The following is a 12,923-nucleotide window of genomic DNA, read 5'->3' on the forward strand; positions in this document are numbered from 1 at the left end:
CTTTTTTCTCTTACCTCCACGGCCGGGGCGAGAAGATCAACTTGACAGAAGAGTACGAATTAGAGTTTACAAAAGACGAAAAAGCATTTCTTAAAGCATGTGCTGCATCCTACAATTATTTTGAGTCAGACTTTGCGCTTGGGCACAGACAAAAAGAACTATCAATCTACAAACTGAAAGACGTCACATTTTTAAGTCATACTGGAGCTATAATGCTTGATCACAAACTAATTGTAGAATCAGCTTCCAGTGTAACCAGACTTACAGCAACGAAGGCATTTCGGGATTTCAGCTTGCTACTTCCTCATTCGTATGCGAAGGGCGCATTCACTACCATTCAGCATAGTCATTGGGCTGACAACAATATTTCTCACTGGCTGATTGACTGCTTGCCACGCGTCTACATCATCACCCACTTAGTCAAAGAACCTGTCACACTTCTAATGTGGAGCGGGTTACATCCCTATCAGAAACAAATGCTGGATTATCTACTTCGTGATTATCCTCATATTAAGGTAAAATACATCAGCAAGCATCACAAAATAAAGATCGCCCGCTTTTACCTGCCATCTTTCGTAGCGGCAACATTTAGTGCATACCTACCTCCACATGTAAGCCACTGGCTTAGAGAAAAACTTTGGGATGGATACAGGATTGATCGGACTAACCCTAAAAAACGAATTTATATCAGTCGATCCAAGGCTAGACTCCGTCGTGTCTTGAATGAACACGAATTGATTGTTCTTCTTGAGCAATTCGGCTTTATTACTGTCTGGGCTGAGAATTTAGATTACAGATCACAAATTCAGTTATTTTATGATGCAGAGGCGGTGGTTTCGTCTCACGGAGCAGGCTTGACTAATATACTTTTTTCCGAAAAATGCCATGTCCTGGAGTTTCATCCTGCAAAAATTATGAAAGCACACTATATGCTTTTAAGTAAGGGGCTTGGTTTTGATTACACCCCAATTATAGGTTCTTCTGGAGATGAATTAGAATCATACACAGTACCTTTGCCAGAAGTATCGCAATGGCTTCACTCAAATTTTAAACCCACCCCATGAAAATCAGCATCATCGGTTCCGGCAACGTGGCCTGGCATTTGGGCAAAGCACTGAAACAGGCGGGGCATGAGATAGTGGCCGTATACAGCCCGACTGTGCCGAACAGGGAAGAGTTGGCGAGGGTGCTGGCTCCCGCAACAGCCATCGCCTCATTGGATATGCGCGCTACCGGGGCAGAACTTGTTGTGATTGCTGTACCGGATGCGGCCATTGCTTCGGTCGTGGCGGCAGTGCAGGTCCCAGCAGGGGCTATTGTAGTTCATACCTCAGGCTCGCAGCCATTGGCGGTTTTACAAGGTATACCCGGTGCTCGGCCGGGTGTGTTTTACCCCTTGCAGACTTTCTCAAAATCGAAAGCCGTAGATTTCAGAGCTATACCAATGCTACTGGAGGCAGAAGATGAGCAAACTCTAAGCGGCTTGCAACAGGTGGCTAAGAGTATTTCTGATGAAGTGTATGTAGTGGATTCCCGGAAAAGAAAACAGCTGCACCTGGCGGCGGTGTTTGCCTGTAACTTTACGAACCATCTGCTAGGTATAAGCTATGAATTGCTTCAACAGGCCGCACTCCCACATACTTTGCTGCACCCCCTTATCCAGGAAACAATTGCCAAGGCACTGCAAAACCATCCTTTTCAGGTGCAGACCGGGCCAGCTGTGCGCCACGACCAGAACGTGATCGAAGAGCACCTGAACCTGCTGCAAGACCAGCCGGATTACCAACAGGTATACCACTTGCTCACACATAGCATTCAGGACCATTCCCCTAAGAAGTAGCAAGTCCCACCGTAACCTATTCACTCCCCTGTTGTTATATTCGGTAAAGGTATAAAGCGCCCGGCTTTGAATCGGAGGGCATGTTTCATAACTTTGCACCTTAAATAGCAAGACTCATGAAAATTGTAAATATAACTTTCAAGTTCGCTGACGGCTCACCCGATCAGGTCCTCCCGGCTGTGGAGGGTGAATCGGTGCTGGACGTGGCGCTTAACAACGACATCAAGCTGCAGCACAACTGTGGCGGGGTGTGTGGTTGCAGTACCTGCCATGTGTACATCGAGTCGGGTATGGACGACCTGCCCGAGATCTCTGACAAGGAGGAGGATTATATAGACCGCGCCATAGACCCGCGCATCAACTCCCGTTTGGGCTGCCAGTGCGTGCTGCAAGGAAACGAGGATATCGTCGTAACAATTCCGCCTCAGGATTTCCTGGGCCATTAATGGCAGGCACTCCGTACCATTTGTACTGAGCCGCTTGCTGATAACTGTTTACTGATAACTGAAAAAGATATGGATAAGAATTATGAACCGCCCATTCACTGGAATGACTATGAAGACATAGCCATGGCCCTGTATGAGAAATTTGGCGATGACTTTAACGAATCGAAAATCTACCGCGTACGCTTTACCGAGCTACTGGACTGGGTGCTTTCACTGCCAAACTTTGTGGGCAAGCGCGAGGAGTCTAACGAAGGGCACCTGGAGCAAATTCAGGCGGCCTGGGTATACGAGTGGCGCGACAACCAGGACTAAGCAGACATTCAGTCCTGAAAAATTCGTAATATTAAATTAAATATATAGTTTTAAAGGTCCTTTCCGGTGGAAGGACCTTTTTCTTTTATCCTATGTCTATCACACAACCTGACCTTACACGCATCAATACCTTTGTGTTTGATGTAGACGGCGTACTGACGGATGGCTCCCTCTACGTGTTTGCCGACGGCGAAAAAGTGCGCGCCTTCAACATCAAAGACGGTTTCGCCATTAAGCACGCCTTGCGACAGGGGTACAATGTAGCCATCATTTCAGCCAAAAATGAGCCCGGAGTACGCGTACGACTCGAAGAACTGGAAATTGAAGATATCTTTCTGGGGGCGGATGACAAGGTGGATACGCTCGAGAATTACCTATACATGCAGGGCGTCCATCCCGCCACAGTAGCCTACATGGGCGACGACATGCCCGACCTGGAAGCAATGCAGCGGTGTGGCCTCAGAGCCTGTCCGGCCGACGCGGCGGATGACATTCGCGAGATTTGCACCTTCATTTCAACCAAAGAAGGAGGCAAGGGTGCTGTGCGTGAGCTGATTGAGAAAATCATGAAAGTGCAGGACACGTGGTAGGCACGTTATACTTTTCTTCAATCAAATAGCAAATTTCTTTTACATAAAAATTTGCATATATATAATTATTTTTTAATCTTACAGACAGTTTATTTAAAATTATTTATTTTCATTTTTATGAAGACAGGAAAAGTAAAGTTCTTTATTGAGTCAAAAGGATTCGGATTCATCACCGAAGACGAAACAAATGAGGATTTCTTCGTGCACGTAACTGGCCTGAACGGCTTGCAAATTCAGCAGCACGACCGCGTAGCTTTCGATACGCAGGAAGGCAAAAAAGGAATCAATGCGGTAAACGTACAGCGTCTCTAACAGCTATACACCGATAAGAAAACCCCTTTCAGCGAGGGGTTTTTTTATGCCCTGTGTTTGAGGTGCCACCTCCCGGTCTTAACTTTACAAGGGCTATACCTGTTTCTTGTCTTGAAAGAATTTCTATCTCTCATCCGTTTCCCAAACCTGCTGCTCATCGTCCTGAGCCAGGCGCTGGTGCAGGCCAGTTTGCTGAGCGCGGGCATAAACTTTTCAGGTATAGTAACGCCTGACTTTTTGGTGCTCACCCTCTCCACCGTATTCATTGCCGCGGCGGGCTACATCATCAACGATTATTACGACGTCAAGATCGACGCCATCAACAAACCTGAGCGGGTGGTGGTGGGCAAAAGCATCCGGCGCAGGCCGGCCATGTTTATACACATGCTGCTTTCGTTTGCAGGCATAGTGCTTGGCTTTTGGCTTTCGCTGCCGGTGGGCCTCATCAATGTGGGTGCGGTTCTGCTCTTGTGGGGCTATTCTGACCGACTGAAAAAACTGCCTTTGGCGGGCAACCTGGTCATTGCGCTTTTGTCTGCTTCTATGTTGCTGGTCGTGGCTGTGTATGCCGGCAAGCTCAACAACATCACCATCAGTTATGCCGTGTTTGCCTTTCTGATTTCGCTAATCCGGGAGATCGTAAAAGACATGGAAGACGTGCGCGGCGACGCCTCCTTCGACTGTCGCACAATCCCGATCGTGCTGGGTATGCGACGCGCCAAATACGTGCTATATCCTATCATCGCGCTTTTTCAGGCCTTCCTGTTGGTGGTCATCTTCCACCCCGTTACAAACACCAGGTTCGACATCTACATGCTGCTGCTGGTGTTGCTGCCCAGCATCTGGATGACGGTAAAACTGGCCCGGGCCGACCGTAAACGCGACTTCACTTACCTGAGTAACTTGGGTAAGCTCATCATGCTGACCGGCATTTTGTCCATGCTGCTGATCAATTAAGCCATACCTGTTCAGCAGCTATACCTATGTGTGGGCATGGCAGGCATAATGTTGAGGCTACCAAGGGGTTAGGGCTTGCGTTTTAAGTGCGCTTTTTGTTATTTACAAAGTTCGATTGCCTGCGCAACGAACAACTGCACCTGAACCTACCTTACCTTATGAACAAACTTCACCAGTTACTCGAGGCCTATGGGCTTCGAAAAACGAAGTGCCGTATAGAGGTGCTTCGATTGTTTCTTGAACATCGCCACGCCCTGGCCCATTCCGCAATTGAGCAGCAGCTTGGTCCGCAGTTCGACCGGGTGACGCTGTACCGCACGCTGCATGCCTTTGAGGAGCATGGCCTGCTACATAGCATCCCCAGCACCGATGGCATTACACGCTATGCCCTGTGCCGGCAAGCCTGCAACAAACATCGCCACCAGCACGACCACATTCACTTTAGCTGCACTGCCTGTGGCCATACCTATTGCCTGAATGAAGTATACGTGCCTACACTGCGCATACCGGCAGGCTATCAGGTAAAGGAATTTCAGTTTTGTGTGCAGGGGGTATGTGACAAGTGCGTGCTTCAGCCTGTTGGGGAGCTGGCGTAGGTGTTTACTTTACCTGATTATCCCCGATCCTGAAGCATACATAACCTGTACATCACTCTTTTTTATGGCCACATCTACTTTAACCACCGCCGACCAGTTTCGCAGCATTGCCTCGTCGCCCAGCAAGCTTCGGCTTTTTATGCTCTCCAGTCTGCCGATGGCATACTTGGCCGGCCTTCGGGTGAAGTCTCTCGCCGAGGAGCGGGCAGTGGTGACCATTTCCTACAAATACCTGAACAAAAACCCGTTCAAATCTATTTACTTCGCCAGTCTGAGCATGGCTGCCGAGCTTTCGACGGGGTTGCTGTGCATGGCGCAGACATACAAGGCAGACCCGGCCGTTTCGATGCTGGTCGTGCATATGGAGGCAGATTTTATGAAGAAGGCGGTGGGCAGGATCACCTTTTCCTGCGAGGACGGGTTGGCTATAAAGGCTGCAGCTGACCAGACGAAAGCCACAGGTGCGGGTGTAACAGTGGTGGCTACCAGCACAGGTATAGACGAGACTGGCGATAAAGTAGCGGAATTCCGTTTCACCTGGTCGATGAAAGCGAAACTCAAAAAATAAGTTAAGTCTTTGATATTAGACAGTTGCTCTAGAAGAAAGCTTGATTGCAAAAGCGAACACACTTGAGCAATGGCGAACTGCATAGGTAGCTTTTATACCTTTTACCTGCGCATGAGGCAAATTTTCCAGACATCAGTATATATAATTTCAGCTTACCACTGATCCTTCTGTCATGAAAACATACATTGTACTGCTACGAGGTGTGATGCCTACCGGGAAGAACAGGGTGCCGATGGCGCAGCTGCGGCAAGTTTTGACTGATGTGGGCTTTCAAAAGGTACGCACCTGGATTCAGAGCGGGAACGTTGTGCTCCAAAGCGATTTGTCCCCTAAAGAATTGGAGATAAAAGTGCACCACTTGATTAAAGAGCATATTGGGCCGGAACTGGCCATTGTGGTAAGAACAAGCGACGAACTCAGGCAAATGCTGGATAACAATCCATTTCAGGGAGAAGCCTACCCAATTGACCGGGTGTTCTTTACATCACTGCAGGAGTTGCCCGACAAGGAGAAAGTAGAAGAACTGCTGGCTCAGAATTTCTCGCCTGAAGAGCTTCACATCGATAGCACGGCAGGCTATATGTTCATCCCGCAGGCTCACAGCAGCAGCAAGCTCAGCAACAATCTGCTGGAGCGCAAACTCAAAGTGTCCTCCACCTCCCGCAACTTCAACACCATTACCAAAATGATTGCCTGGGCTGAAGAAGAGTAAGTTGAGTGCAGGCAAACCAGATTCAGAAGCGCAAAAGCCACAAAACCAAGATGCAATCCACCGCCCCAACACCCGAGCTATACCTGACCGAACTGCCTGAAGAGCGTCAGCAAATTATGAGCGACCTGAGGAGGGTCATACTCAAGAACCTGCCAGCAGGCTTCGAAGAGGTAATGGGTTATGGTATGATCAGCTACGTGGTTCCCCATACGCTATACCCTGCCGGTTACCACTGCGACCCCAAACAGCCATTGCCTTTTATGGCCATTGCTTCACAAAAGAACCACATCGCCGTTTACCACATGGGGATATATGCCAATGAAAACCTGCTTAACTGGTTTAAAACAGCATATTCCAAACAAAACAAAACCAAGCTCGTCGTGGGCAAAAGCTGCATCCGCTTCCGGAAGCCGGAGCATGTACCATTGCAACTCATTGGTGAATTAGCTTCTAAGCTAACGCCACAGGAGTGGGTCAATACTTATCAGGTTATGATCAAAAAAGCAGTGAAGCCGTAAATTTTAGCAGAATACTGCCCACTGATAACCTTTCTAAAATTATACACAGGCTGTCCCAACCAGGGCAGCTTTTTTTATACTTGCCTCACTATCAAATTGATATTCACCTAATTAGCTACACCTACCTGAGGCTCTCTGTGCTACGGTACTCCAGATTCTATGACGAAGGCCATCTTTATGACTGAGCCACATCATATACAGAGTCTATATATAGCTATAATATTGTTTAACTGAAAGTGAGACACCCAGCGCTTCCATTTGCGGGGGTAGCATTATAGAAACATCGCCCTACGCCTTGCCCTTATCGCAGGCTCTATGAAAACAAGGCAGCAACTGTCTAAAAGCATAGCCACTTAATTTAAAACTTATGGGAACCCCCAGCTTTAACTCCTCCTGAAGCGGCTCCATTGTGGAGCAGCGGGCACTGTCAGGCCCCTACAGCCTGAATAGCAAATTGAAAAAATCCAATTAACCTTTAAAGTATAATCAAATGAAACGCATAAGCATACATTTCTTCCTGACCGCAATGATTCTGATCAGCGGCCTTGTTTATACAGGCTGTACACACGAGGACGACATCGCTCCTTCCGCAGGCAATAAGATTGAGCGTGGCCAGGCCTCCTACACAACAGGTGTAGATAAGTGGAAGCTAGACAAAACGCACTCCAGCGTCCTTTGGGAAACAGCCTACCTGGGCTCCGGCGGCTTGCTCACAGGCCGTTTCAATAACTTCGGGGTCACCAGCCTCAAATTCGAAGAGTCTAACCCAGAGAACATCGCTTTCGAAGGTTGGGTGCGCTTAAACACAGTGAACACTGGCGAGCCCGGCCGTGATGCAGGTTGTCTTCTGGGCACTTTCGGCACAGCTGCCGGTCTGACCGACGAAGCCAACAACCTTGCTACCCTCAAATCTAAGAAGGTGGAATTCAGCAAAACCGACAAGAGCTACATCGTAACCTTCGACATGACCTTTATGGGCCGAACAAAGGAGTATACCGGCAAACTGAACTACGTTCCCAAAGCCACTATTCCTGCATCGGGCACTGCCGCCGAATACCAGATATTTGGCTTACAGATGGAATTCCAGTTCATGGCTAAAACTGACTTCGGAGTTGTCTCTACTAATATAGCCGACAAGGTGGGAGTTACTCTCAATATGAACTTCAATAATAAATAAGCAGCCTTTAAAGGTATTCACGATGAAAAGGATATTCTCACTACTAGCAATAGCCTCCTTGTCTGTTGGCCTGACCAGCTGTTACGAGGACGTGATCAGCCCGGGCTCAGACCCGAACGGCCCGCCACAGGAAGTCAGCCTGAGCGGCGACCTGATCCCGATCTTTGAAAAGAACTGCGCCATGTCGGGCTGCCACAGCGCTGATGCTAAGAAGCCTGCTCTTACTGCCGATAAAGCCTATACCGAGCTGATGTCAGGCGGGTATGTCAACACCATGGTTCCGGATAAGAGCCCAATCTATACTGTAGCAAAGCCAGGGGGTTCTATGCCTACCCTGAATCCGAAGGATCTGCAGAAGCTGCTGGACTGGATACGAAACGGTGCACCTAACAATTAAAAAATCCGGATTTTAAATTCTCATATCATGAAGACAGCAATACTGTTACTCAGCAACTCTTGTCTCCGGAAGGTATACCCGGCACTTATGGCCCTGCTGCTTGTCAGCGGCGTGGCCGTGGCGCAGGATGACTCTACGGTGGTTCAAACAGAAGTACAGCCCAAGGTTGACAAGCCTGTGAAGAACACCTTTGAAAGCGGTTGGATCATTGACAACCAAACGGTGATGGTGCCAATAAAGGGCACGTTCCAGATGGACATTATGCACCGCTTCGGTACCGTGAACAGAGGCTACGACGATTTCTACGGTCTGTTTGCGCCATCCAACATCCGGCTTGGCTTCAACTACACGCCTATCAACAACCTGATGGTGGGTGCCTCACTCACCAAGCAGAACATGACCTGGGAGGGCTACCTCAAATACGCCATCCTGAAGCAGACGCAGTCGGGCGGGATGCCGGTGAGCATCACCTACTTCGGCGATATCGCCTATGACTCACGTGCCAAAGACAATTTCGTCTACAGATCGGATCGGTTCTCTTACTTTAACCAGTTGATCATTGCGCGCAAGGTAACCAATGCCTTCTCAGTGCAGGTAGCTCCAAGCCATACCCACATCAACAGTGTGTACGGCTACTTTGCAGAGCCTGGCGTGGTGAAAGGGGAAATGAAGCATGACCACTTCGCGGTGGCTGTGTCGGGCAGGCTGAAGGTAACAGAGAGCCTGGCGCTAATCGGCAACTACGACCAGCCGCTTACCCAGCACCCGACCAACAACCCGACCCCGAACATCTCATTAGGTATTGAAGCCAGCACCAGTGCGCACGCGTTCCAGATTTTTGCCGGCAACTACGCCAGCATTACGCCGCAGCGCAACAACTACTACAACCGAAATGACTTTACGGAGCGTCAGTTCCTGATCGGCTTCAACATCACAAGATTGTGGAACTGGTAGCCTACCTGTTATAACCGTTATTTTTTTAACCATAGTCAGACTTTCTCATGAAACCTTTAAAATCTTACCTATCGCGCAGGAAATTCACTTTTCTAGGCCTAGGCGTGCTTTCATCTTTCACCGTGTTCAGGTTCTTCGCCCCTGCCAACGACAAGGGCAACAAGAAGATGGTCCGGATGCTGGCCCAGGATGGCACCTTGGTAGAGGTGGATGCGTCCCTGCTCACTGCCAGCAAAAGAAAGGTATCGACTGATGAGGTACAGCACTGGATAAAAAAATAACGGTTTTTTATTTTTTAACACGATCGAGATGAAAGAGAAAGACAACTCCCGGAGACAGTTCCTCACGACGGGCCTGCTGGCGACCCTGGCCATAGGATGCACTTCCGAAGACCCCTTTACCGCGGCCGTTGACGCCTCGGTGGAGCCGAGTGGCGAAAAGGTGAAACTGCTCTCCGTTGACGGTGAGGAGATCGAAGTGGACCGTGCATTCCTGAAGCCGGTGCCGCACATGCCGAGCGTATCGGCTCTTGAGGCCAGGGCGGGTTTTCCAGGCAAAAAGTTTGTGATGGTGATTGACCTGAGTCGGTGCAAGAACCTGAAAAAGTGCCAGTCGGCCTGTAACCACATGCACCAGGTGCACCCCGGCCAGGGTTGGATACAGATCCATGCCATGCAGGACGCAGCCAACACGGCACCTTACTGGCAGCCCTCGCTCTGCATGCACTGCGACGAGCCTCCTTGCGTAAAGGTATGCCCCGTAGACGCCACCTTTAAGCGGCAGGACGGCATTGTGGCCATCGACAGCGACCGCTGCGTTGGCTGCCGCTTCTGTATGGCGGCCTGCCCTTACTCCGCCCGTGTATTTAACTGGGAGAAGCCGCTGATTACGGAGGTGCAGGCTGCTCAGCCCTACTCCTGCGAAACCAGCACCCCGCAAAAAATCGGTACGGTGGGCAAGTGCGACTTCTGCCCGGATATGGTGCGCAAAGGCGAACTGCCACACTGCGTGACGGCCTGCCCGAACGGCGTGTTCATGTTTGGCGACATGAACGAAGACACCGTGACCAATGGTCCGGAAACTTTCCGTTTCAGCGAACTGATCAAGGACAAAGCTGGCTACCGCCTTATGGAAGACCTCGGCACCAAGCCAAACGTGTACTACCTGCCGCCAGTAAACCGCAACTTCCCTTTTGAGGAGGGCTACAACACAGCGGCCGCCCAGAAAGGAGCTTAACCCTAAACCCCTACTCAAGTGGAAAAGGAAATCAAATTATCAGAAGCGCAAATTACGGCCGATCTGTATCCCCGCAAGTTCGGCCTGCCTGGCATGCTGTGGACAAGCCTGCTGATTGCCATCTGCCTGGTGGGCGCCTATGCCTACTACCTGCAGCTGCGCGACGGCCTGGGCGTAACCGCCCTCCGCGACTATGCCTCCTGGGGAATCTACATCTCCAACTTTGTGTTCTTTGTGGCCATCAGCTTGGTGGGATCCCTGATCACTGCAGTGCTGCGGCTGAGCAACGTGCACTGGAGCACACCCCTCACACGCATTGCCGAGATCATAGCCGTGTCGGGCATCGTGTTTGCCGCCATCATCATCATTGTCGACATGGGCCGTCCTGACAGGTTCCTGTACGTGATGATCCATGGTCGTTTGCAGTCGCCCATCATTTGGGACGTGGTCGTGATCAGTACCTACCTCGTTATCAGCCTGCTGCTGCTCTACATCCCGTTGCTGCCCGATCTGAAGATCATGCTGCAGCACAAGGAGAAGAATATCAAATGGTTGAACAAGGTATACCACTTCCTGGGCTCGTTCTGGGTGGGTTCTAAGGAACAGTTCCGGCTCAGCGAAAAAGCGATCAACATCCTGGCCGTTACCATCATTCCGGTGGCTTTCTGTATACACACGGTTACGTCCTGGCTGTTTGCCACCACCTACAGGCCGGGCTGGGACAGCACCAACTTCGGGGCCTACTTCATATCAGGGGCATTCCTGGTGGGAGCCGGTGCCGTGGTGGTGGCCATGTATGTCTTCCGCAAGGCTTACCACCTTGAAAAATACATCACCGATGACCACTTCAACAAGATGGGCAAGATCGTAGTGTTGCTTGCCCTGCTATACCTGTACTTCAACATTAACGAGTACCTGGTACCAGCCTTTAAGATGAAGAAGTTTGAAGTAGAGCACCTGGAGGGTTTGTTTACGGGACACTTCGCTGGCATCTTCTGGTTCGCCATCGCCACCAGTATGGTCCTGCCCATCCTGATCCTGCTGTTTAAATCTGGTCGCAAGCCGCTGCCGATGTTCATTGCGGGTCTGCTCGTGGTAGTGGGTGCCTGGTGCAAGCGTTTCCTCATTGTAACCCCCACCATGCTGCACCCCATGCTGCCTATGACGGACGCACCAGAGGAATTCATGCACTACTTCCCAACCTGGCAGGAGTCCGCCATCACGCTTGGCTCACTGGCTGGGGCATTGCTGATCGTGACGTTCTTCACGCGTATTCTGCCGATCATTCCTGTACAAGAAACTATAGCCGAACAACATGAAACGGATAAAGACAACTAGTGCAGGCCTGTTCTTCCTGCTGCTATTCTTAGCCACCAGCCTGTCTGCGCTGGCCCAGGAGGTCGAAAAAGCCGACTTAAATCTCAACCTGCGGTACTTCCTGAAGAACAACAAGGTCCCCTACCTCACCGTGGAAACCAACACCAAGGTGGAGCGAAGATTTGAGCCAGTGCAAGGCATGGCCGTAGCGGTATACCTGAACGAGGTGGCCCCCGAAAACCTGCTGGCCAACGTCGTGACCAAAGAAGACGGGAAAGCGACTGCGGTAATACCACCGGACAAGCGAGAGGTCTGGAACAGTTCGCACCAGCATACCTTTATCGGGGTGGCAGAGGAGAGCGAGCGCTTCGAGGAGACCACCAGCGAAATAGAGATAACCAAGGCCCGCCTGGCCATCAGCACCGACACCACAGACGGAGCACGCAACGTGATGGTGTTGCTGGAGGCGCTGGACGACGAGGGCAACTGGATTCCGGTAGAGGAGGCTGATGTGAAAATAGGGATACAACGGCTTAATACGGTACTGCCTGTTGGCCCAGACGATGCCTATACCACCGACGAAGAGGGCGTGGCGCTGGCAGAGTTCACACGCGATGGACTGCCTGGCGATGACAATGGCAACCTGATGCTGGTAGCCACAGTGCTGGATAACGACACCTACGGCACCCTGACGTTGGAAGAAGCGGTTGCCTGGGGGGCCATTGTGGCGCATTCAAACGATTTTGACAAGCGCAGCCTTTTCGCCACCCGCGACAAGGCGCCTTATTGGCTGCTGTTCCTGTCTGGTTTTATCTTTTTCACAGTATGGGGCACAATCGCCTATCTGGTATACCTGCTCATGAGGATCAGGAAACTAGGCAAAACCAAACCTGCCACCAAACCCGAACCTGCTCCCGTGGAATTGACACCTGCATGAAATAAGGTATAGAGGCCCATTATAGCTAAGAATCAACATTCACTTTTAAATATT

18 protein-coding genes are annotated in these 12,923 nt (G+C 50.4%); all 18 read left to right on the top strand.

Translation table 11 applies throughout. The annotated features are described in order from the left end of the window. The first annotated feature begins 41 nt into the window (after positions 1-41). The 18 genes from BD749_RS09770 to BD749_RS09855 all read left to right on the top strand — a co-directional run bounded on the left by BD749_RS09770 (position 42) and on the right by BD749_RS09855 (position 12,869). The gene (locus tag BD749_RS09770; protein WP_180336371.1) at positions 42-1,064 is read left to right on the top strand and encodes a glycosyltransferase family 61 protein; all 1,023 of its coding nucleotides are present in this window, start codon (positions 42-44) and stop codon (positions 1,062-1,064) included. Beyond that, positions 1,061-1,840: a Rossmann-like and DUF2520 domain-containing protein gene (locus tag BD749_RS09775; RefSeq protein ID WP_101444180.1), complete on the top strand. Its 780-nt coding sequence runs from the start codon at positions 1,061-1,063 to the stop codon at positions 1,838-1,840. The genes BD749_RS09770 and BD749_RS09775 overlap by 4 nt, the downstream gene beginning before the upstream one ends. Positions 1,841-1,956: 116 nt before the next feature. Continuing rightward, positions 1,957-2,286 (top strand): 2Fe-2S iron-sulfur cluster-binding protein, encoded by a 330-nt coding sequence (locus tag BD749_RS09780; protein ID WP_101444181.1) that lies wholly within the window; start codon positions 1,957-1,959, stop codon positions 2,284-2,286. Positions 2,287-2,355: 69 nt separating this feature from the next. Further along, on the top strand, positions 2,356-2,598 hold the full coding sequence (gene iscX / locus BD749_RS09785; RefSeq protein ID WP_007652365.1) for a Fe-S cluster assembly protein IscX: 243 nt from the start codon (positions 2,356-2,358) through the stop codon (positions 2,596-2,598). Between the two features lie 92 nt (positions 2,599-2,690). After that, positions 2,691-3,188 carry a KdsC family phosphatase gene (locus tag BD749_RS09790; RefSeq protein ID WP_101444182.1) on the top strand — a complete coding sequence of 166 codons (498 nt, stop codon included), beginning with the start codon at positions 2,691-2,693 and terminating at the stop codon, positions 3,186-3,188. Positions 3,189-3,305: 117 nt separating this feature from the next. After that, the gene (locus BD749_RS09795) at positions 3,306-3,500 is read left to right on the top strand and encodes a cold-shock protein (protein WP_076669063.1); all 195 of its coding nucleotides are present in this window, start codon (positions 3,306-3,308) and stop codon (positions 3,498-3,500) included. Positions 3,501-3,611: 111 nt separating this feature from the next. Beyond that, positions 3,612-4,457: a geranylgeranylglycerol-phosphate geranylgeranyltransferase gene (locus BD749_RS09800; protein ID WP_101444183.1), complete on the top strand. Its 846-nt coding sequence runs from the start codon at positions 3,612-3,614 to the stop codon at positions 4,455-4,457. A 158-nt stretch (positions 4,458-4,615) separates the two neighbouring features. Beyond that, positions 4,616-5,053 carry a Fur family transcriptional regulator gene (locus BD749_RS09805; protein ID WP_101444725.1) on the top strand — a complete coding sequence of 146 codons (438 nt, stop codon included), beginning with the start codon at positions 4,616-4,618 and terminating at the stop codon, positions 5,051-5,053. 64 nt (positions 5,054-5,117) lie between these two features. Then, positions 5,118-5,621 (top strand): PaaI family thioesterase, encoded by a 504-nt coding sequence (locus BD749_RS09810; protein WP_245868989.1) that lies wholly within the window; start codon positions 5,118-5,120, stop codon positions 5,619-5,621. Between the two features lie 172 nt (positions 5,622-5,793). Further along, a complete protein-coding gene (locus BD749_RS09815) occupies positions 5,794-6,333 on the top strand; it encodes a DUF1697 domain-containing protein (RefSeq protein ID WP_101444184.1) in 540 nt (179 codons plus the stop codon). Positions 6,334-6,383: 50 nt separating this feature from the next. Beyond that, positions 6,384-6,851, top strand: a complete 468-nt coding sequence (locus BD749_RS09820; protein ID WP_101444727.1) for a DUF1801 domain-containing protein — start codon at positions 6,384-6,386, stop codon at positions 6,849-6,851. Positions 6,852-7,341: 490 nt separating this feature from the next. Next, positions 7,342-8,028: a YceI family protein gene (locus tag BD749_RS09825; protein ID WP_101444185.1), complete on the top strand. Its 687-nt coding sequence runs from the start codon at positions 7,342-7,344 to the stop codon at positions 8,026-8,028. Between the two features lie 22 nt (positions 8,029-8,050). Continuing rightward, positions 8,051-8,425 carry a c-type cytochrome gene (locus BD749_RS09830; RefSeq protein ID WP_143741249.1) on the top strand — a complete coding sequence of 125 codons (375 nt, stop codon included), beginning with the start codon at positions 8,051-8,053 and terminating at the stop codon, positions 8,423-8,425. Positions 8,426-8,452: 27 nt separating this feature from the next. Then, entirely contained in the window at positions 8,453-9,379 is a 927-nt protein-coding gene (locus BD749_RS09835) for a DUF5777 family beta-barrel protein (protein ID WP_143741250.1), read from the top strand. A gap of 47 nt (positions 9,380-9,426) precedes the next feature. Then, positions 9,427-9,660: a hypothetical protein gene (locus BD749_RS09840; RefSeq protein ID WP_101444188.1), complete on the top strand. Its 234-nt coding sequence runs from the start codon at positions 9,427-9,429 to the stop codon at positions 9,658-9,660. Positions 9,661-9,688: 28 nt separating this feature from the next. After that, positions 9,689-10,615: a 4Fe-4S dicluster domain-containing protein gene (locus BD749_RS09845; protein ID WP_101444189.1), complete on the top strand. Its 927-nt coding sequence runs from the start codon at positions 9,689-9,691 to the stop codon at positions 10,613-10,615. 18 nt (positions 10,616-10,633) lie between these two features. Then, positions 10,634-11,953 (top strand): NrfD/PsrC family molybdoenzyme membrane anchor subunit, encoded by a 1,320-nt coding sequence (nrfD, locus tag BD749_RS09850; RefSeq protein ID WP_245868990.1) that lies wholly within the window; start codon positions 10,634-10,636, stop codon positions 11,951-11,953. After that, positions 11,931-12,869, top strand: a complete 939-nt coding sequence (locus tag BD749_RS09855) for a hypothetical protein (protein WP_101444190.1) — start codon at positions 11,931-11,933, stop codon at positions 12,867-12,869. Before nrfD ends, BD749_RS09855 begins: the two co-directional genes overlap by 23 nt. The last annotated feature ends 54 nt before the right edge of the window (positions 12,870-12,923 follow it).

It is taken from the genome of Pontibacter ramchanderi (genome assembly GCF_002846395.1).
GTDB classification, from domain to species: Bacteria; Bacteroidota; Bacteroidia; order Cytophagales; family Hymenobacteraceae; genus Pontibacter; species Pontibacter ramchanderi.